This is a genomic window from Vibrio sp. YT-18, from assembly GCF_033337345.1.
GTDB lineage: Bacteria > Pseudomonadota > Gammaproteobacteria > Enterobacterales > Vibrionaceae > Vibrio > Vibrio alginolyticus.
In genome coordinates this window covers 265,830-284,711 of record NZ_JAWOQO010000007.1, presented here as the reverse complement: position 1 = coordinate 284,711, position 18,882 = coordinate 265,830, and the positions used below count along the sequence as shown (strand labels likewise).

Here is an 18,882-nt window from a genome sequence, read left to right as displayed (position 1 = left end):
AACTGTTTTCATTGAAGCTTCAAAGTGCTTCTTAATTTCTTGGTCGACTGGAATAAGCTCAGTCACGATAGCGCCTGACAATGGGTCTTCTGGGTTAATCTCCAAGCGCAATTGGTATTCACGGCGAGGAACGAGAGCACCAGTGCGCTCAAGAAGCAGGGCATATTCATGGTCAATCATCAACGGTTGATCCCATTGGGGATTCACATCACCGGATTCACCGATAGTGCGGCGTTTGAATTTCTCCGAGTTGATTTCACGTAGAGGTCGTGACACGTTCAGTTGAGCACTGTCACCACGTGCTGAGTTCCAAGTGATATCCATGCCAAGTACAAAAACGGATTTAGCCATTTGTTAAGTCTCCAATATGTGAGTCACCAACTTGCCGTAGGTATCGGGGAAGGTGAATTTAGTTCCATCACGGACAAGGGAACCGACCACGGTTTCAATGTCGCCCTCATGGAATTCGATTAAAGAGTTCAGAATTTTCCCGTACTGGCGACGCATCCAGTGCGCAGAGGCCAACAGGTCTAACGCCGCGCGTTTCGTCGGGACAGGTTTGGTATTGAATTTCTTTGCAGTAGAAATTGACGCAGCGAAATCATTGAGCGCGGCATACGCGCCAGCTGGATTCAGCAACACATCAACATTCCATTTTTTAAGCTCGACTTCGGAGCGGTACCAGACAAGACCCGTGTTTGCGAGTTTCTGCTCAAGAGCTTTGTTGTAGATACGCCAGTAAATGCGCGAGGTACGCGAACCAATCGAGTATTGTTCTTTGGTGTAAATTGGTTTGCCATCTTTGCCGATACTAGCAATGGTCATGTCTTCATGAAGCACCGGACCACGACCACGTTCAGCGGTGCGGAAACAGTCGTCACGCCACGCCTTGTAAGCGTACTCGCAATCGAAAATCCCGTCGTAATCGTCATAGGCCAAGTCAACACGCGCCAGAGTTTGCACACCAAGTACATTGGTCAGCCAGTCATGCAGCGACCACGCAGGACGACGGGCAAATACATGCTTGCATCCCGTTCCGTTGATTTGGAAATGCACCGTGTCATTGTTACCGCCGATACCAACGAAGCCGCAAAAGTCTTCACCATCTGGCGACGTCAGTTTCATGGATTCGGTGTAGAACTGAAAACCCAAACCGCGAGGCGCAGACAACGACAAACCAAGCACTTGATTGGTGAAGATTCGCAAGCAGTCTTCCAAATAGTTGCGATAGCAGATATCAAACGCTTTGTTGTACGCTTCAATTTCCTCAGACGTCTTAGCGACGGTCGGATTAAACACAGGTGGAGCAGGGAACTTAGGTGCACGACAGTGACGCTGTAACAGCCCTGATTTGGCAAAGCCTTTGTATTCCTCATGCTTGTGCAATCGACGAACCGCATCATGACAATGGCGTAAGTCTTTCACTGCAAACGTAAAACACAGGTAATCAATATGAACGCTTTGCTCATCGAAACTTTTAAGGATGTTAGTTGCGATAGTCATCGAACACCCCCATATTGATACGTTGTTCAACGGTCGTGTTGGTGATGGACACCAACTCATAAGAAGCGAACTGAGACGAAGCCCAAGACTCAAGATGAGACATGGATTTAAGCAAATCCCATTCGTCGCAACCTTTGACCAACACAGAAACCGTGTAGTCAGGCAGCAAGTCGTAATAGATGATTTGAGCTTCGTTCATGAAATCGCCTTGACCAGTTCCGAACGACCATCCAAGAGGTCGAGTACATTAAATTCTGTAGCGATTAAATACAGAATCTTATGTATCGTCAATACAGCAAATTATGTGTTAAAAGACTAAAATCGGTTTAATGACGTGAATTGAGGATGCTACAAAATGTATACAAACAAGCTGCTCGACGCTTATAAAGACAAGATGAACTACGTTCAATACAAACAAATAGCTCATGACTTGGGTGTAAGCCCGCAAATGATCACTGAAGTTAGAAAAGGTCGAACATTTCTTAACGAGAATCAGATACTTATGCTTGCAGACGCTGTAGGCGAAGACAAAGAAAAAGCTCTGATTGGCTTAGCGATGGATAAAGCAAAAACGCACGAAGCGCAGACACTGTGGCAGAACATAGGAAAAAAGTTTAACGGACTTGGATTATCAAGCATTTCAATGGCTTGTGCTGGATTGGCCTTAGTGATTGCAAGTCCACAGGAACCCCTATATCAGTGCGCATTATGTATATTATGTTAAATTGTATATTGCTGTACGCTAAATGTTGTCTGAGTATGCTCCTATTCCCTTGCAGATTTTAAATTTAAGGGCTTTAGCATTAAACATAATGGTTATTTACCATAAAATACTTAATATAGATCTTAATAATCTATCGATTGTTAAGATCTATATTAACGCCTTTTTACTTATTGAAATGACCGTATAGCTTCAAATATATCTTGTCTTCTAACAGGCTTGGAAATGAATCCGTCCATCCCGGCATCCAGGCATTTATCTCTATCGCTTTCTAGCGCATGTGCAGTTAACGCTATAATTGGAGTCTTGAGGCCTTTATCTCGAATAAGTCTTGTTGCGGTAATTCCATCCATCACTGGCATCGAGACATCCATGAGAATCAAATCGATTAAATCCTCATTCTCCTCTAAAAATGTTAATGCCTCTGCTCCATGGCTTGCGATATGAACATTATGGCCAAGCTTATTTAAGATAAGCTTTATTACGAACTGATTCGACTCGGTATCTTCTACGACGAGAAGTTCCATTGCTTTTGTCGGTTGATTGGTTTCGATTCTAACTGGACGATTTTGATTGCAACGAGTCAAAACTGGAATCGAAATCGTAAAGGTTGAACCAACATGCTCATCACTTTTAACGGCAATCTTGCCACGCATCATTTCAACTAAATGCTTGGTTATTGCGAGCCCCAGTCCTGTACCACCGAAGCGTCTCGTGATGGAACGGTCTCCTTGATGAAATGCCGTAAACAAGTGCTCTTGCTTTGCTTTAGATATACCAATTCCAGTGTCAGATATTGAGATCACAAGTTCAGCATCTTGCTCAGATACAGAAACTTTTACTTCACCTTCGTCTGTAAACTTTATTGCATTCCCTATTAGATTAAACAGAATTTGAGATAACCGCGTGGAGTCAATCCAAAATTGTTTGTCATTAGTGACAGTACAGTTGAGCTTGAATTTAAGATTTTTCTTCTTAGCGATTTGTTTTTGCTGAGAAATAACAAAAGTGACAGTGTCTCTTAAGTTAATCCATTGTTCATTGAGCTGAAAGCGACCTGACTCGATTTTAGAAAGATCAAGAATGTCACTGATTATCGCGAGAAGTAACTCTGCAGAGCACTCCATTTGGCTCAAAGCATCAATTTGTTCTTCTGACAAGGTTGATTGCTTCAGTATATCTAGCACTCCAAGAACGGAATTTAAAGGGGTTCTTATTTCATGGCTCATCATCGCTAAGAACTCCGACTTAGAGCGGTTCGCAAGCTCTGCTTCTTCTCTTGCTTTAGCGAGCTGAGTTGTTCTTACCTCAACGATACGTTGTAACTTCTCTTTGGTCTCGATATCAATGACCGCCCTTTCAATTAAGGGACGAAACCGCCTCAAGGTTTCCTTATTCTCTATGCTAAAGTGCCCTTTCTGAGCTCCAATAAGTAGGATTACGGTTTGCGTTACTTCTGAACGTATACCAGTTAAAACGACCGAGTTTACATGGCTTTTTATAAAGCTGTTTAAGTTAACAAACTCAGCGAGTTTATCTGGCTCGAACAGTAGAATGCATTCACCATTGAGAGCTCTTTGATAGGTGTTACCGTGTAACCAGGATACATTGTCAAATACGCTATTAGTTGATATCAATGTCCTGAAGGGATATCGCTCACCATCGCGAGTCAGTACAATAAAATCATCGAAGTTGATGTACTTTTTGAGGACATTGTTTAATCCCGTAAATATCTCATGCCGATTCTTTGCCTCACTCATCGCAGATATCGCGGAAAGAATGGCCTTGTTTTCATCGGCGAGTAGTCGTTCTCTTTGTCTAGCCTGCTTTAGCTCAACTAACGCTTCTTGAAGCGCTTCCTGTTGATATATGTCTAAGTATTTATCTTTCATAAGGTTTATGGAATATAGCCGATGAGATCATCAGGTTTCCATGTCCATTCTCACCACCAATAAATCTACCTTGCTCGCCGAAAGTAAAAGGGCAAATAAAAGGCAAATGTTCTAGTTCTTGGTTAATTTGTTCACAAACGCTATTCATGTCTTGCATTAAGTGCAACATGGGACCTGCGCAAAAGATATTTATCACTCCAATTTTTCGAGACTCTTCTAATTTTTGGTTAAAAGCGGCATTGACGACTTTTGCAGCGCGCGCAACGAGATGCTCACGACTTCCTTTCATTAATGTGAGCTCGTCACCCTCTTCTATTCGTGTAAACAACTCGATTCCACCATCTGGCGTCTCACGGATCGGATGGGATAACTTGTAATATGGGCGATCATAGAGATGACCTGCGATCCGCCCTAATGGATAAGCACTCGAGTTTGTAAACAGCATATTATCTTTACCTACTTGGTTATCCTGGTGATTTGTCCACCTTCTATAAACATTGAGCGCAGGTTCATTATCAATTTCAAGTAAGCATCTATCGTTGGTCTTGGTTGCAACACCTTTGATATTAGTTGGTGTATGCCCAGCGCTAAAAGCGATATCAACAGGTTGAGAGGAGTAAAAGAGAGTTAAGCTTAAACCTGAAGTTTGAGAGCCTTGGGCGGTTATCACAGACCATTTCCCAGCGATGTTATTATCAGCGGCCGAACCACCAATAATTGGAATTAGAGTTCCAAATCTTTCATCTATAGACGCAATGATTGATTCCTCTTGCCCTGGTGTAGCATGAAGTAGAATTAAGTTTGGTACCTCTCCTACACGGTTTGCGTTCTCAAGGGCCATATCCAAAGCCTTGGTGACGCTGTCACCTGAGTTGTGATTAGAAATACCAGTACCATAAGCATGAGGACCTGTATCATAAACAGCAAGTGCCGCAATTACTGGTCCTGTATGAAAGCCCTGATCTGTCATTACGGCTTGACATGAACTGGCGCCATGAAAAGGCACACCAGGAAAATGCGCAAGAAACGCTTCTCGAATCAACTCGAAATTGTATTCTTCCGTGTAGTAACACATCACGTAAGACAAGTTCTGTTGTGTCAATTCGGACCTGAGCGTTTTTATCGCTGAGTCTTCATCTTTAATATGAGTAAAAACTGATTGGCAATGCATACGATTTTATAATTGGATATCACTCTGCTGTTATACCATTCCAACCAATTTTCTCTAGGTAAGAAGGTGTTAATTTCATTAATAAGTTACGATTATCTCGTGATAGATCGTATTTATAATTGAACTACAACAATGTTTTCACCTTTTTTAAAGGTGATTTTTTTCGATTCAGGCATGATGTCTCATTCTACTGACTTATGCTTTTCGTTGAGATTGATAAAATTACCAGATTGATTTAGATCAATTTTTAGAGTGCTACTTTCTGTCGTTTCGAGCGAAATTCCCATTGAGTCACTATTAATCGTGATTATTTCTCCTTCAATTGTTACATCGCATCGTTCTTTTTGTGAACAGTCAACGCTATTAACACTCTCGTGTGTAAAGGTACGCCAGAAAAATGCGCCTATTAAAACACTGAGCATGATTAAGATTTGTGCAAGTCGCGCCTTTGTTAACTTTTGTGCAGGCATAATTACTAATATCCTTGTTACAAACTTCAAACTTTTTAAATAAAAAATGATTTCCAGAGGTCCAGTAAGGTTACTACCCTGTCATTGAATTGTTAATTCAAGTATAGTGTCACGCTGAAAATGCCACTTTTTATTAAAGTCAGCAATGGAAATAAGGTGATGATAACACTTGAATTCTAGAGTTTACTTGGGTGGTGTTACGACGCAAGTCGTGTTGGAAGTAAAAGTGTAGTTAATTAGAAATTGGAAGCATGCAAATGAGCCAAGTAAAGCAGCTTGAACAAAACTACAACTATACAGTCGTTCGCCAATTTACCCTTGTGACCATTTTATGGGGCATAGTTGGTATGGCTGTTGGTGTTTTGATTGCCGCTCAATTAGTTTGGCCACAGCTAAACTTTGATACGCCGTGGTTGACGTACAGTCGCTTACGTCCACTGCATACTAATGCGGTAATTTTTGCGTTTGGTACCAGTGCTCTGTTCGCAACGTCTTATTATGTTGTACAGCGCACATGTCAAACACGTCTTTTTGGTGGCCCACTCGTTGCCTTCACCTTTTGGGGTTGGCAAGCAATCATCCTGGCAGCAGCCATTACTTTGCCTCTCGGTTTAACATCGGGTAAAGAGTATGCTGAGCTAGAATGGCCTATTGATATCGCAATTGCGCTAGTATGGGTATCATATGCGGTGGTGTTCTTCGGCACACTAGTGAAGCGAAACACGTCACATATTTATGTGGCAAACTGGTTCTTCGGTGCCTTTATTATCACAGTAGCAGTACTTCACATCGTGAACAGCATGGCTATTCCTGTGTCACTTGGTAAGTCTTACTCGATTTACTCGGGCGCAGTGGATGCGATGGTTCAGTGGTGGTATGGACACAATGCGGTAGGTTTCCTACTGACCGCTGGTTTCCTAGGTATGATGTACTACTTCGTTCCTAAACAAGCTGAACGTCCTGTTTATTCTTACCGTCTATCTATCGTTCACTTCTGGGCACTTATTTCTCTATATATTTGGGCAGGCCCTCACCACCTTCATTATACAGCGCTACCAGACTGGACTCAGTCTCTAGGTATGGTTATGTCGCTGGTTCTATTTGCTCCTTCTTGGGGTGGTATGATCAACGGTATTATGACGTTATCTGGTGCATGGCATAAGCTTCGTTATGACCCTATCCTACGTTTCCTAATCGTTTCACTGTCGTTCTACGGTATGTCTACCTTTGAAGGCCCGATGATGTCGATTAAGACGGTTAACGCACTTTCTCACTACACAGACTGGACCATTGGTCACGTTCACTCTGGTGCGTTAGGTTGGGTTGCGATGGTTTCTATCGGCTCTGTATATCACTTGGTACCTCGCCTATTTGGCCAAGAGCGTATGTACTCTGTTGGTCTAGTTAATGTGCATTTCTGGCTAGCAACAATCGGTACCGTTCTTTACATCGTTGCGATGTGGATCTCTGGTGTAATGCAAGGTCTTATGTGGCGCGCGGTTAACTCTGACGGTACGCTAACTTACAGCTTTGTTGAGTCTGTAGAAGCGTCTTATCCGTTCTACTTTGTACGTTTCCTAGGCGGATTTATCTTCCTATCTGGTATGTTCCTAATGGCATACAACACGTACAAAACGGTAAGTGCACCTAAAGAAAGCCTAAAAGCTATCCCACATCCGGCATAAGGAGATTTAAGAATGAGTAATAATTCTAATAATCGCCATGAAATCTTAGAACGTAATGTCGGTTTGTTGGCTATTTTTATCGTGTTTGCTATCAGTTGGGGTGCTCTTGTAGAGATCACTCCTCTGATTTTCCAAAAGCAAACGACTGAACCTGTAGAAAATCTGCGCGCTTACACTCCTTTGGAGATGGAAGGCCGTGATATCTACATCCGTGAAGGTTGTAACGTCTGTCACAGCCAGATGGTTCGTCCTTTCCGCTCAGAGACTGAACGTTACGGTCACTACTCTGTTGCTGGTGAGAGTGTTTGGGAACACCCATTCCTTTGGGGCTCTAAGCGTACAGGCCCGGATTTAGCTCGTGTTGGTGGTCGTTATTCTGACGAATGGCACCGTGTTCACCTGTTAGATCCTCGTGAGCTTGTACCTGAGTCAAACATGCCAGGTTTCCCGTGGCTAGCTGAAAACGTTTTAGACGGTAAGCTAACTCAGAAGAAACTTGAGCTATTTCGTGATCAGTTCGGCGTTCCATACACTGATGAAGAGATCGCGAATTCGGCTAAAGAAGTAGAAGGTAAAACAGAGATGGATGCAATCATCGCTTACCTTCAGTCTCTTGGTCATGCAATGAAGTAAGGGGATCATATGGATTTCGGTACAATTCATAGTATTTATACCGTTGTACTCTTCGCTAGTTTTATTGGCATCGTATGGTGGGCATTTAGTAAAAAGCGTAAAGCACGCTTTGAAGAAGATGCCAACTTGGTGTTTGCTGACGAAGAACAAAAGACCCCTAATAACCAAGGAGTGAAGAAGTAATGACTACATTCTGGAGTCTCTGGATTATCGTGATTACTGTCGGTACGCTAGTAGGCTGTGCGATTCTCCTGACTTGGTGCGCTAAAGATAAAATGGGCGTCGAGGAAGGGGAAGACATGGGCCACGAGTACGATGGTATTCGCGAGCTAAACAACCCTCTACCAAAGTGGTGGACTTACCTGTTTGTAAGCACATTTGTGTTCGCAGCAGTTTACCTTGCCCTATTCCCAGGTCTAGGTAGCTTCAAGGGCTTTTTAAACTGGCAGAGTTCGGCTCAAACCGTTCGCTCACTAGAAGAGTCAAAAGAAGCCATCGCTGCAGCACAAGAGAACAAGCAACTAAACCAATATGCAAAAGAACTGGATGATGCCGACGCTTACTTCGGCGAAGCATTCCGTAAACTTGCGCACAATGACAGTGGTCTACGCCCAATTCCTGAAATTGCGCAAGATCCTGAAGCATTAAAAGTTGGTCAGCGTTTGTTTTTGCAAAACTGTTCTCAATGCCATGGCTCTGATGCACGTGGTCAGAAAGGCTTCCCTAACCTGACTGATGATGCATGGCTATATGGTGGCGAGCCATCAGCGATCGTTACAACCATCATGCACGGCCGTATTGGTCAAATGCCAGCATGGAAAGATGCCCTTGGTGAGCAAGGTGTTCAAGAAGTTGTAAGTTACACACTTAGTCTATCTGGTCGTAAAGTAAATGCTCGTGAAGCCGCGGCAGGTAAAGCACGCTTCGTAGTGTGTGCTGCTTGTCATGGTACGGATGGTAAGGGTAACCCTGCAGTCGGTGCGCCTGACCTTACAGACCAAGACTGGTTATTTGGTGACTCTCGTGCAGCTGTAACAGAAACCGTAATGAACGGCCGCTCGGGTGTAATGCCCGCGTGGAAAGACATTTTGGGTGAAGATAAAGTTCAGCTCGTTGCCTCTTATGTCTGGAGCTTAAGTAACTCAGAGAGTAAGTAACTGAGATATTAAGTAACATAGCAATAACAGCCCCTTTCATAGGGGCTGTCTTTCCTTTAAATTTAACGCCTTACATTTTTTCATTTAGCTGTTGAGAACTTTTTTATGGTAAAGCCTTGGTATAAACAATTTTGGCCGTGGTTCCTAATCATCCTTCCTCTTACTGTCGTAGTTTGGACTGTGATTACTGTGGTCGTTTTCTCGAACAACTCTGTTTCTTTAGTCGCCGAGGATTACTATAAAAAAGGCAAAGGCATTAATATCGACATTAGTAAAATGAATGTCGCTCGTGACCTAGGTCTTAACGCTGAGATTTCCTCTGAAAATAACAATGTTGTGATTGTTTTCGCTAAAGGGAAGCTACCTCATTACCCTGCTCTAACGGCCACTTTCACTCATCGTACTCTTCCTGATCGTGACTTCACAAAGCTTGTAACAGCGGATGCATCTGGTAATTACCGACTAAAAGCTGAGGAATCTATTCAAGGACCATGGTTTGTTGAACTACAACCACACGACAAGCAATGGATGATCCAAGGTAAAGTTGAGTTTCCTGCCTCTTCAACACCGTTAATGAAGTAAGCATATGTGTAAATCCTGTTATCACTGCGGTGAAGATGTACCAGCCAACACGGATTTCAAAGTAGAAATATTGGGTGAAATTCGCGACATGTGTTGTCCGGGCTGCGAAACTGTGGCGCAGACTATTGTAGATAGTGGTCTTGTATCATATTACCAATACCGCACTGCGCCTGCAGAAAAGGCAGACCTAGTACCAGAGCAACTCCAAGCTTTAATTCATTATGACAATGCGGATGTACAATCTGAATTCGTACGAAATCGCGAAAATGTTTCTGAAGTAACCCTTTCTTTGGAAGGCGTTTCATGTGCCGCTTGTGCGTGGTTAATCGAAAAGCAAGTTTCTAATACGGCCGGGTTGGTATCTATCCGTGTTAATACAACCACCAATCGAGCGTTACTAGCCTGGGATAAAACTCAGGTACGGTTAAGCGAGCTCCTTTCCGTTATTCATAAACTTGGTTACAAAGCTGCACCTTTTGAAGCAGATAAGCAAGAAGCCTCTTACCATCGAATGATGAAGCAATATCTATATCGACTAGGTATTGCAGGTTTAGCAACCATGCAGGTCATGATGCTCGCCGTTGCACTGTATCTCGAAGTCTTTGGTGATTTAGAGCCAGAGTTTAAAAGTTACTTTCGTTGGGTAAGTTTGATTTTTGCTACTCCTGTTTTGCTTTATTCCGCTCTTCCATTTTACTTAAACGCATGGCGTAGTATCAAAGGTCGAACCCTTGGTATGGATGTCCCGGTTTCTATCGCGTTGATCTTTGCCTATGTTGCAAGTTTAGTTGCAACAGTAACTGAACAAGGCGAAGTCTTCTTTGAATCTATCTCGATGTTTACCTTCTTTTTGTTAGTAGGTCGATTCTTAGAGATGCGCGCTCGTCGCAAAGCTGCTGCAGCGAGTGGTAACCTTCTTAAGTTGATTCCTGCAATTGCTACAACGCTGGACGGTGATCAGATCCCCGTGAAGACGCTAAAAGTTGGCGATCGTATTCGCGTTCTACCTGGTGAACATATCCCCGCTGACGGTAAAGTTATTTCAGGCCGTATTCATATTGATGAATCCATGTTAACGGGTGAGTCAGTGCACGTTGTGAAACGAGAAGGCGATGTCGTCTATGCGGGAACACTAAACGGAGACGAATCATTTGAACTTGAGGTAGTAAGCTCAAAGGCCGATTCAATGATTTCTAACATCGTGCGTTTACAAGATGAAGCTCAACACTCCAAACCTAAAATTGCGGAAATTGCAGACATTGTCGCCCGTTACTTTGTTGGTGTGATTCTTATTATCTCTGCTGGTACTTGGTTTTACTGGCATCAAACAAAACCAGATGATGCGTTTTGGATCATGCTGTCTGTGTTAGTCGCTACATGCCCATGTGCGCTATCTCTGGCTACTCCGACCGCTCTCACTTGTGCTACCTCTAGAATGGGTAATTTTGGCATTTTGCTTCGTAAAGGCCATGTGTTTGAGACACTATGTAAGATCAACCACTTAGTTGTAGATAAAACAGGCACTCTAACGAAAGGTGATATTGAGATCTGTGAAACAAAGGTACTTAGTGATCTCCCACAGAAAGATTGTCTATCACTAGCTGCAGCTTTAGAGGCTCATGCAAACCACCCTATCGCTCGTTCTTTTGCAACTTACACCAATGATGACTTTATCGTGTCTGACGTGCAAAACGTGATTGGTTCAGGGATTGAGGGTATGTGGAATGGCAAAATCGTTAAGATAGGTAGTGCTGCTTTTGTTCAAGGCAAAGAAAGTGGTGAAAGCCAGGCGGTCTATCTGTCGGTTGATGGCAAGCATGTCGCTAGCTTTTACTACCGCGACCCTATCCGAAAAGAAAGCAAAGCCTTTATTCAACGTTTTGCTGACGCTGGAATTAAGACAACCCTGCTAACTGGTGATTCTCTCTCAAACGCCCAACCAGTGGCGAATGAAATTGGTATCGATCACATCGTCGCGTCAGCAAAGCCAGAAGATAAGCTTGCATACCTTAAGAGCTTGGACGAAAACAGTATCACTATGATGGTTGGTGATGGAATCAATGACGCGCCGACTCTCGCCGGAGCTCACCTTTCTGTCGCAATGGGCGGTGGTACAGATGTCGCTAAAGCTTCTGCAGATATGACGTTACTTGGGGATAATCTCGAAAAGCTACTAGAAGCACGTTTGCTTGCACTGCGTACAAGAAAGATTATTCGAGAAAACTTGGCTTGGTCTTTGGGTTACAACCTGTTAATTTTGCCTTTGGCGGTCGCAGGTTTAGTGGCTCCCTACATTGCAGTAGTTGGCATGTCTGCAAGCTCAATTATCGTTGTATCTAACTCTTTGCGCCTGCTCAAAGAGAAATAAGTAGAGAAAGCAAACATGGAAAGTCTTTATATATTGATTCCCATCGCTATCGTTCTCGTTTGTGTTGCTGTCGCCGTTTTTCTTTGGGCGGTAAGAAGCGATCAGTTTGAAGATCTTGAACGGCAAGGGCACAACATTCTTCTCGACGAAGAAGACCAATCTAATAGTGATAAAAAGTAGCGACCTTTATGACTCCTGATTTTATCGGTGCGTTGATGATCGGCTTAGTAGGAGCCGGTCATTGTATGGGTATGTGTGGTGGTATCGCGTCTCTGCTTACCATGGGCTCTTCTGCTAAAAATAAAACTACCCCTCTTATCCCCCTCTTCTACAACCTCGGACGATTGATCAGTTATACCTTAATAGGTGCATTAGTGGGTGGTGCTATATCAGGTTTATCTGAGCTTAGTGGGTTAACGCACTCTCTTGTTTGGTTAAGGCTGATTGCTGCGTTATTCATGATCCTGGTCGCGCTGTATATTGCTAAATGGTGGCAAGGCTTACTTTTAATAGAAAAGCTAGGGCAGTATATCTGGCGCTTTATCTCGCCGGCAGGGAAGAATCTGTTGCCACTAAAGCATCCTCTTCACGCGTTGCCATTTGGCTTTATTTGGGGTTGGTTACCATGTGGCTTAGTTTATTCAGCCCTTACTTGGTCGGCGGTTTCTGGTAGTGCGATGAACGGCGGCCTAATTATGCTTGCGTTTGGGCTCGGAACGCTACCTGCAATGCTTATTATTGGATACGGTGCCAATCATTTTCAGAAATTACAAAAATCATTAATATTTAGAAATATTTCAGCATTAATCCTTATTGGCTATGGTACGTATACCGCTGTAGGAGCCTTAGCGTTACTCGGTTTCATATAACGTTAAACTCTATTGAGGTGACATTTTTGCTACCCTTTAGGATTAAGCGATGCTAAAATATTGATGTATATCAAATAGTGAAAGGTTGTTATGATTTCTGAAAAACCTGCAACAAAGCGTATCCAATCAGGCGGTTGCGCCATTCATTGCCAAGATTGTAGCATTAGTCAACTGTGTATCCCGTTCACTCTAAATGAGGCAGAACTTGACCAGCTTGACCAAATCATCGAACGTAAGAAGCCTATTCAAAAAGGACAAGAGCTTTTTAAGGCCGGTGATGAGCTAAAATCGCTATACGCTATCCGCTCTGGTACCATCAAGAGCTATACGATCACAGAGCAAGGTGATGAGCAAATCACAGCGTTTCACTTAGCTGGAGACTTAGTCGGTTTCGATGCTATCACTGGTGACTCCCACCCTAGCTTTGCTCAAGCACTCGAAACGTCGATGGTATGTGAAATCCCATACGAAATTTTAGACGATCTATCGGGTAAGATGCCTAAACTTCGCCAGCAAATCATGCGTTTGATGAGTAACGAAATTAAAGGTGATCAGGAAATGATTTTGCTTCTTTCTAAAAAGAATGCAGAAGAGCGACTAGCTGCTTTCCTTTACAACCTATCAACGCGTTTTTCTCAGCGTGGCTTCAGCCCTAGAGAGTTTCGTTTAACTATGACTCGTGGTGATATTGGCAACTACCTTGGTCTTACAGTCGAAACGATCAGTCGTTTGTTAGGTCGTTTCCAGAAATCTGAGATCCTAAGCGTAAAAGGTAAATATATCACTATCTTAGACCACGATGCATTGATGGAACTTGCTGGTGTAACTAAAGAATAATACACCCTAATTATTGATGTAGCTCGAAAATGAGCTACATCATATTTCTCATAAATTCCTTTCGAAAGTCCTCAAAAAGTTCTCCAAACTAAGCTACAGTAAAAATGTACGGTGAGTACTCCAAAATACTGATTTAATTTACATTCAGTATCTGGTTTTGCAATAGAAGTGGGCTTAGTTATGAGTATATACAGTAAGATCCTTGTTGTAGCTGACATCAATAATGATGAGCAGCCCGCACTTGCAAGAGCTGTTCAATTAGCTCAGAAAAGTGTATCTAGAAGCCGAATCACTTTCTTTTTATCCATTTACGATTTCTCGTATGACATGACGTCAATGCTATCAGTGGATGAAAGAGATGCTATGCGTCGAGGTGTCATTCATCAGCGTGAGCAGTGGATGCGTAAAATTGCTCAACCATACCTAAACGATGGCTTCGACTTTGATGTTTGTGTTGTCTGGCACAACCGCCCTTATGAGGCGATTATTGCTGAAGTCTATGCAGGCAATCATGACCTAGTCATCAAAGGCACACGTAAGCATGATGTTTTAGAGTCTGTCATTTTCACACCGACAGATTGGCACTTGTTGCGAAAATGCCCTATTCCAGTGCTTCTTATCAAGAATGCTGCTTGGCCGGAACAGGCAAGTATCCTCGCCTCAGTACATGTGGGCTCAGAAAACCCGACTCATATTGATCTCAACGATACGATGGTCGAGCGATTAAAAGAAATCACCACTCGGCTTGAGGCCAAGCCATATCTTGTTAACGCCTACCCCGTTACACCGGCGAACATTACGATTGAACTTCCTGAATTTGACCCAACGACTTATACCGATGCGGTGCGAGGTCATCATTTAACGGCTATGAAAGCACTACGCCAAAAACATGGTCTTGATGAAGAGCAAACGATAGTTGAGCAAGGTTTACCTGAAGATGTCATTCCGGCAGCTGCAGAGCGCTTGAACGCAGCAATGGTTATTTTAGGTACCACAGGGCGAACAGGGCTTTCTGCTGTCTTTATTGGTAATACAGCGGAGCACGTAATTGATAAAATAAATTGCGATGTGTTGGCTCTAAAACCAAAAGGCTACATTAGTCCTCTCGATCCAAATACAGCAACCTAATCTCTCTTTAGTATTGTTATGTATTGAGCGCTTTCAAATAAGCGCTAATAAATCCCCCCAATACAGGGGGATTTTTGTTTGGGAACAGTTAAAGCATTGGGTACAAAAAAGGAGGTCTAATTGACCTCCTTTTTTACGAGTTAGATGTTCGTAACATCGATGAACATTGATTCATCAATATTCGTCGAAGAAACGACAGCCTCATTAAATTCATACTCTTCGCGGTTACCTTCACGATCTAGCGGTAAGTTAACAAAGTCGAACAATTCGCGGTCTGCTAGTTGGCTTGGGCTTACGTTTTGAATTGATTTAAAAATTGCTTCCACACGCCCTGGCGTCTTCTTATCCCATTCAATCAACATTGCTTTTATAGATTGACGCTGAAGGTTCTCTTGAGAGCCACAAAGGTTACACGGAATTATTGGGAAATCCTTGTGCTCAGCGTATTTGATCAAATCTTTTTCACGACAGTAAGTCAATGGACGAATGACCACGTTACGACCATCATCAGAGCGTAGCTTTGGTGGCATCGCTTTAAGGCGAGAGCCGTGGAACATGTTCAAGAACATTGTTTCGACGATGTCATCCATGTGATGACCTAGCGCAAGCTTAGTTGCACCAATCTTCTCTGCAAATGAATACAGCGTACCACGTCGCAGGCGTGAACAAAGACCACAAGTGGTTTTGCCTTCTGGTACCTTCTCTTTTACGACGGAATACGTGTCCTTATCGACAATATAGTAAGGGATATTCAGTGTTTCGAAATACTCTGGCAGAATGTGCTCAGGGAAGCCCGGTTGTTTTTGGTCTAGGTTTACTGCAACCACTTCAAATTTGATTGGCGCAGCTTTTTGAAGATTCAACAGGATATCAAGCATCGCGAATGAATCTTTACCACCGCTAATACATGCCATCACAACATCGCCTTCTTCGATCATGTTGTAATCAGTAATGGCATTTCCAACATGTCTTCTCAGGCGTTTCTGAAGCTTGTTGAATTCTAGGGTTTCTTTTCTTGTATCTATTTGGTTCATTGCGGGCTCTCACATCGCCGATAAATCGACTAGGACTTCCTAACATGGGTTTCTTTGGGGCGTGGATTATACGAGCTTTTTACACAGGATTAAATGCTTGTCTTATTGAGTCTTTAAGAAAAGAGTGTGAAAGATACTTTAGTTACGGTCACAAATGAAAAAAGAGCTGCGATTGCAGCCCTTTCTAAACGTTCAGTGTTCATTTCTTTGCGTTAGGTAGGTAAGGTAACACTCGCATCGTCGGTTCTGGTAGTGTCATTGTGCCACCTTGCCCTATTTCACTTAGTGCGACTTGTATCTTGCCATTGACAATTGGCTTTTCGGTTCCGTTTGAGAAAATCACTTTATCATTCAGTTGATTTGCAAACTCCATCGTCACACCTTGAACCTCCGGTGTAAACCAACCCGCAAACATACCGCCTAAATCTTCCAGCATCGTCTGCATTTGAGGTAGAAGAGGCTTAAGTTGGTCGTAAGAAACGTTACCCTGTAATGGTTCTTTGGTCATCACGACAAGTGAGTAATCGCAACGTGTATCTTTTGGGGTATCGACAAAAACCAACGGATTCGCTGACTTTAAGTTTTTATCAACAGGTAAAGGCAACTCTTGTGAAGCAGGGATAACAAACTCTTCATAGTGCTCTTCTTTTTCCATCCAAGCTTTTTCTATCATACAAATTTGTTTAGTTTTTGCGTCCACAAAAAAGACACCAACTTTCACATCGTCATGCCCTTCTTTATTGTTGTTTTTTAGTTGAGTATATAACTTTGAGTACGTGAACATGTACTCTTGAGCTTGGGTTATCGGCGATGCAAGAATTAGCGCCGCACTTCCCAACAGACTTAGGCTTAACTTTTTCATTTTATCCGTTATTTTATTGCGTCCAGTAGGCGTTGTTATGACGAATCATAGCGCGAAGATCGTGTACATAGGCGATGCCACGTTCAGAATAGGCTAGCAACCCATGCGTTAACTCTGACGCGGTTGCGACCGTTAACAAGCCCTTGTTCTTTTCAGCCAGAGATGTTCTGATTTCACGCAGGTCTGCATACGCTGGGTTTCGATTAACGTTCATAAAGTAGCCATGAACAGACTGTTGTACAGAATCGAATTTTTCAACTTCATGAACTTTGTTAGCGCCACGTTGCGCTGGAACAATTCCACAGCCCTTTTTATAACACCATTGGCCGAACAAGTTGTTTGCTTGAGTAGCAAAACGAGAAGTGCCCCACGCAGATTCATTTGCCGCTTGAGTTAGAACCAAGGCTTCAGGTAAGACGTTCACTCGCACAAGCATCTCATCTAGCCACGTTTGATCAATCTTATCGTTACTCAAGGGCAACGAATACAGAGATGATAACCGCTGAGCATACTCTTGTTGTTCTTGCGTCACTTGTCCCACCTTTAAAGAGGTAAGAAAGGCCCGCTCATGACGAATTCGTTGATTCTCAAGAGCAATTTTAGGCCTTAAAAAATCAAAAAAAGCAGCTTTTTTCTCTTTCGTATCTTTTATTGAATTGAAGTCTGGGATATCACCGATGTAGGGCAAGTGTGATAAATCGACATGCTTAATCTTGCCAGAGAGTACGTCAGGATTTTCCACATATTTAAACTGTTTCTCGTAGTGTAAATATGGGCCTATAGAAATGAAAGTGGCGGCTATACAGGTTGCCGCCACTCGTAAACTTATTGATTTCAAAGAATTAGGCATCAAACACCTGTGAGTTACCATCGTGATCATTATCGTTTTTCTGTGTTGTAACGATCTTAAGCTTAATTCCAAACATTTCGCGGTAGAGTATGCCTTTCAAATGGAAGAAGAATGGCAGCACAAAAATCAAGCCAATACCGTAGAACATTGCTGCAATAATAAACATTAACATCACGCCTAAGTAAAGCCCCGCGACCACAAAAATCTTCTTGTTGATTGCGCGAAGTGATAACAGCAACGCTTGCATTGGTGGCACCCTTTTCTCACAAATCAACAAAATAGAGTGACTAAATGCCAAGGAAAGATACAGCGACAGTAAAGGAAAAATCATACCAACCACACCTTGTAGCATTAAGCTCATGAGCGTTGCTAGAATAACAGGAATGGTGAACTGCAACCCCTTTCCAACATGGCGCAACTTAGTCTTCAGGCCAGCGACATGGCTCATAGCCATCAAGCTGATCCCCGCATAAATTGGGGCGCTAATCACCTCATAACTGAAATTCGCGACATAAATAGAAGACACAATATCGTTTGTGAACGACTCTGGGTTCTCAAATGCATCAAGAATAACGCTCAAATCGCCCAACTGCAGTTTTAATGCAATATAGAAAATACCTAACTGGACAAAAAGCAATACAATAATGGCAGGAGAAAATGATAAAAAGTGCTGGATGGTTGCTCGCCAAGCTTCGTTAAAAACCGCGCCAGCTTTAAGCTCGTAGTTGCCAGACAAAGCTCGCTCTACACTCCCCCCAAGATTGAAATCTTTCTCAAAATCGTCGTTCATAGTTTATCCAAGACTAACTTGTAAAATTTTGACTGGAATTCCAGCCAATTAATGTAATCGTCATTATAAAGAAATCTTTCCACATCTAACATCACAACTCACCTACAATCCTTGCAATCTCAACTGTATGGTTGATAATTAACCACTTTCAAGGTCATGAAATTGAAACAATTGTTGAACAAAGTTTAGTGCTATCAAACTGTGTCTAGATGCCAATTAATCTCATAAAAACAGTATGGTAAGGAATGATGGCTTTTTCCTGCAAAATTATTTCTGTTTCAAGATAAGAAAATGCTTTAATTTCACACTTTTGGTGATTATGATGCGCGC

Annotated in this window: 20 protein-coding genes and 1 pseudogene; 11 read left to right on the top strand and 10 right to left on the bottom strand. The window is 42.7% G+C overall.

The window, feature by feature from the left end; all coding sequences use genetic code 11:
• The 3 genes from R7M72_RS12350 to R7M72_RS12340 all read right to left on the bottom strand — a co-directional run.
• Nucleotides 1-351 (bottom strand): DUF1293 family protein (locus R7M72_RS12350; RefSeq protein ID WP_318056204.1); only part of this gene is annotated, 351 nt, incomplete at its 3' end.
• 3 nt (nucleotides 352-354) lie between these two features.
• Complete coding sequence (locus tag R7M72_RS12345) at nucleotides 355-1,503, bottom strand: replication initiation factor domain-containing protein (RefSeq protein ID WP_318056203.1); 1,149 nt, start codon at nucleotides 1,501-1,503, stop codon at nucleotides 355-357.
• The gene (locus R7M72_RS12340) at nucleotides 1,487-1,702 is read right to left on the bottom strand and encodes a hypothetical protein (RefSeq protein ID WP_025526117.1); all 216 of its coding nucleotides are present in this window, start codon (nucleotides 1,700-1,702) and stop codon (nucleotides 1,487-1,489) included. The genes R7M72_RS12345 and R7M72_RS12340 overlap by 17 nt, the downstream gene beginning before the upstream one ends.
• Before the next feature lie 156 nt (nucleotides 1,703-1,858).
• On the opposite strand from R7M72_RS12340, the gene R7M72_RS12335 reads away from it, so the two are divergent.
• On the top strand, nucleotides 1,859-2,227 hold the full coding sequence (locus R7M72_RS12335) for a DUF3693 domain-containing protein (RefSeq protein WP_005490072.1): 369 nt from the start codon (nucleotides 1,859-1,861) through the stop codon (nucleotides 2,225-2,227).
• A gap of 167 nt (nucleotides 2,228-2,394) precedes the next feature.
• On the opposite strand, the gene R7M72_RS12330 is transcribed toward R7M72_RS12335, so the two are convergent.
• From R7M72_RS12330 to R7M72_RS12320, 3 genes and pseudogenes are all read right to left on the bottom strand, one after another.
• Nucleotides 2,395-4,116 carry an ATP-binding protein gene (locus R7M72_RS12330; RefSeq protein ID WP_017634894.1) on the bottom strand — a complete coding sequence of 574 codons (1,722 nt, stop codon included), beginning with the start codon at nucleotides 4,114-4,116 and terminating at the stop codon, nucleotides 2,395-2,397.
• Nucleotides 4,106-5,287: an FIST signal transduction protein gene (locus R7M72_RS12325; protein WP_017634895.1), complete on the bottom strand. Its 1,182-nt coding sequence runs from the start codon at nucleotides 5,285-5,287 to the stop codon at nucleotides 4,106-4,108. The genes R7M72_RS12330 and R7M72_RS12325 overlap by 11 nt, the downstream gene beginning before the upstream one ends.
• Before the next feature lie 113 nt (nucleotides 5,288-5,400).
• A pseudogene (locus tag R7M72_RS12320) lies at nucleotides 5,401-5,757 on the bottom strand (hypothetical protein).
• A 257-nt stretch (nucleotides 5,758-6,014) separates the two neighbouring features.
• Between R7M72_RS12320 and ccoN the strand changes: the two are divergent.
• The 10 genes from ccoN to uspE all read left to right on the top strand — a co-directional run bounded on the left by ccoN (nucleotide 6,015) and on the right by uspE (nucleotide 15,016).
• Complete coding sequence (gene ccoN / locus R7M72_RS12315; protein ID WP_005396488.1) at nucleotides 6,015-7,442, top strand: cytochrome-c oxidase, cbb3-type subunit I; 1,428 nt, start codon at nucleotides 6,015-6,017, stop codon at nucleotides 7,440-7,442.
• Nucleotides 7,443-7,454: 12 nt separating this feature from the next.
• Nucleotides 7,455-8,075 (top strand): cytochrome-c oxidase, cbb3-type subunit II, encoded by a 621-nt coding sequence (gene ccoO, locus R7M72_RS12310; RefSeq protein WP_005377475.1) that lies wholly within the window; start codon nucleotides 7,455-7,457, stop codon nucleotides 8,073-8,075.
• Nucleotides 8,076-8,084: 9 nt separating this feature from the next.
• On the top strand, nucleotides 8,085-8,258 hold the full coding sequence (locus R7M72_RS12305) for a cbb3-type cytochrome oxidase subunit 3 (protein WP_005377485.1): 174 nt from the start codon (nucleotides 8,085-8,087) through the stop codon (nucleotides 8,256-8,258).
• A complete protein-coding gene (gene ccoP / locus R7M72_RS12300) occupies nucleotides 8,258-9,232 on the top strand; it encodes a cytochrome-c oxidase, cbb3-type subunit III (RefSeq protein WP_017634897.1) in 975 nt (324 codons plus the stop codon). Before R7M72_RS12305 ends, ccoP begins: the two co-directional genes overlap by 1 nt.
• A gap of 105 nt (nucleotides 9,233-9,337) precedes the next feature.
• Complete coding sequence (locus R7M72_RS12295; RefSeq protein WP_005377489.1) at nucleotides 9,338-9,814, top strand: FixH family protein; 477 nt, start codon at nucleotides 9,338-9,340, stop codon at nucleotides 9,812-9,814.
• A 4-nt stretch (nucleotides 9,815-9,818) separates the two neighbouring features.
• The gene (locus R7M72_RS12290) at nucleotides 9,819-12,182 is read left to right on the top strand and encodes a heavy metal translocating P-type ATPase (protein WP_054576883.1); all 2,364 of its coding nucleotides are present in this window, start codon (nucleotides 9,819-9,821) and stop codon (nucleotides 12,180-12,182) included.
• A gap of 15 nt (nucleotides 12,183-12,197) precedes the next feature.
• Nucleotides 12,198-12,362 carry a cbb3-type cytochrome oxidase assembly protein CcoS gene (ccoS, locus tag R7M72_RS12285; protein ID WP_005377493.1) on the top strand — a complete coding sequence of 55 codons (165 nt, stop codon included), beginning with the start codon at nucleotides 12,198-12,200 and terminating at the stop codon, nucleotides 12,360-12,362.
• An 8-nt stretch (nucleotides 12,363-12,370) separates the two neighbouring features.
• Nucleotides 12,371-13,051, top strand: a complete 681-nt coding sequence (locus tag R7M72_RS12280) for a sulfite exporter TauE/SafE family protein (RefSeq protein ID WP_213968829.1) — start codon at nucleotides 12,371-12,373, stop codon at nucleotides 13,049-13,051.
• A gap of 90 nt (nucleotides 13,052-13,141) precedes the next feature.
• Entirely contained in the window at nucleotides 13,142-13,888 is a 747-nt protein-coding gene (locus R7M72_RS12275; protein ID WP_005377497.1) for an FNR family transcription factor, read from the top strand.
• A 180-nt stretch (nucleotides 13,889-14,068) separates the two neighbouring features.
• Complete coding sequence (uspE, locus tag R7M72_RS12270) at nucleotides 14,069-15,016, top strand: universal stress protein UspE (protein WP_005377500.1); 948 nt, start codon at nucleotides 14,069-14,071, stop codon at nucleotides 15,014-15,016.
• Nucleotides 15,017-15,156: 140 nt separating this feature from the next.
• Here the strand turns inward: uspE and ttcA are convergent, their stop codons facing one another.
• The 4 genes from ttcA to R7M72_RS12250 all read right to left on the bottom strand — a co-directional run bounded on the left by ttcA (nucleotide 15,157) and on the right by R7M72_RS12250 (nucleotide 18,552).
• The gene (ttcA, locus tag R7M72_RS12265) at nucleotides 15,157-16,050 is read right to left on the bottom strand and encodes a tRNA 2-thiocytidine(32) synthetase TtcA (RefSeq protein ID WP_005377502.1); all 894 of its coding nucleotides are present in this window, start codon (nucleotides 16,048-16,050) and stop codon (nucleotides 15,157-15,159) included.
• A 199-nt stretch (nucleotides 16,051-16,249) separates the two neighbouring features.
• A complete protein-coding gene (locus R7M72_RS12260) occupies nucleotides 16,250-16,912 on the bottom strand; it encodes a DUF2987 domain-containing protein (protein WP_025766641.1) in 663 nt (220 codons plus the stop codon).
• Between the two features lie 13 nt (nucleotides 16,913-16,925).
• Nucleotides 16,926-17,762 (bottom strand): glucosaminidase domain-containing protein, encoded by an 837-nt coding sequence (locus tag R7M72_RS12255; RefSeq protein ID WP_025766642.1) that lies wholly within the window; start codon nucleotides 17,760-17,762, stop codon nucleotides 16,926-16,928.
• Nucleotides 17,755-18,552 (bottom strand): hypothetical protein, encoded by a 798-nt coding sequence (locus R7M72_RS12250; RefSeq protein WP_005389175.1) that lies wholly within the window; start codon nucleotides 18,550-18,552, stop codon nucleotides 17,755-17,757. Before R7M72_RS12250 ends, R7M72_RS12255 begins: the two co-directional genes overlap by 8 nt.
• Nucleotides 18,553-18,882: the final 330 nt, after the last annotated feature.

Excerpts from the sequence above, each read along its gene's own strand:
- R7M72_RS12260 (WP_025766641.1), bottom strand. The coding sequence starts at position 16,912 with ATGAAAAAGTTAAGCCTAAGTCTGTTGGGAAGTGCGGCGCTAATTCTT.
- R7M72_RS12255 (WP_025766642.1), bottom strand. The coding sequence starts at position 17,762 with ATGCCTAATTCTTTGAAATCAATAAGTTTACGAGTGGCGGCAACCTGT.
- R7M72_RS12335 (WP_005490072.1), top strand. The coding sequence starts at position 1,859 with ATGTATACAAACAAGCTGCTCGACGCTTATAAAGACAAGATGAACTAC.
- R7M72_RS12295 (WP_005377489.1), top strand. The coding sequence starts at position 9,338 with ATGGTAAAGCCTTGGTATAAACAATTTTGGCCGTGGTTCCTAATCATC.
- R7M72_RS12305 (WP_005377485.1), top strand. The coding sequence starts at position 8,085 with ATGGATTTCGGTACAATTCATAGTATTTATACCGTTGTACTCTTCGCT.
- ccoN (WP_005396488.1), top strand. The coding sequence starts at position 6,015 with ATGAGCCAAGTAAAGCAGCTTGAACAAAACTACAACTATACAGTCGTT.
- uspE (WP_005377500.1), top strand. The coding sequence starts at position 14,069 with ATGAGTATATACAGTAAGATCCTTGTTGTAGCTGACATCAATAATGAT.
- R7M72_RS12340 (WP_025526117.1), bottom strand. The coding sequence starts at position 1,702 with ATGAACGAAGCTCAAATCATCTATTACGACTTGCTGCCTGACTACACG.
- R7M72_RS12275 (WP_005377497.1), top strand. The coding sequence starts at position 13,142 with ATGATTTCTGAAAAACCTGCAACAAAGCGTATCCAATCAGGCGGTTGC.
- R7M72_RS12345 (WP_318056203.1), bottom strand. The coding sequence starts at position 1,503 with ATGACTATCGCAACTAACATCCTTAAAAGTTTCGATGAGCAAAGCGTT.
- ccoP (WP_017634897.1), top strand. The coding sequence starts at position 8,258 with ATGACTACATTCTGGAGTCTCTGGATTATCGTGATTACTGTCGGTACG.
- R7M72_RS12325 (WP_017634895.1), bottom strand. The coding sequence starts at position 5,287 with ATGCATTGCCAATCAGTTTTTACTCATATTAAAGATGAAGACTCAGCG.
- ttcA (WP_005377502.1), bottom strand. The coding sequence starts at position 16,050 with ATGAACCAAATAGATACAAGAAAAGAAACCCTAGAATTCAACAAGCTT.
- ccoS (WP_005377493.1), top strand. The coding sequence starts at position 12,198 with ATGGAAAGTCTTTATATATTGATTCCCATCGCTATCGTTCTCGTTTGT.
- R7M72_RS12250 (WP_005389175.1), bottom strand. The coding sequence starts at position 18,552 with ATGAACGACGATTTTGAGAAAGATTTCAATCTTGGGGGGAGTGTAGAG.
- ccoO (WP_005377475.1), top strand. The coding sequence starts at position 7,455 with ATGAGTAATAATTCTAATAATCGCCATGAAATCTTAGAACGTAATGTC.
- R7M72_RS12330 (WP_017634894.1), bottom strand. The coding sequence starts at position 4,116 with ATGAAAGATAAATACTTAGACATATATCAACAGGAAGCGCTTCAAGAA.
- R7M72_RS12290 (WP_054576883.1), top strand. The coding sequence starts at position 9,819 with ATGTGTAAATCCTGTTATCACTGCGGTGAAGATGTACCAGCCAACACG.
- R7M72_RS12280 (WP_213968829.1), top strand. The coding sequence starts at position 12,371 with ATGACTCCTGATTTTATCGGTGCGTTGATGATCGGCTTAGTAGGAGCC.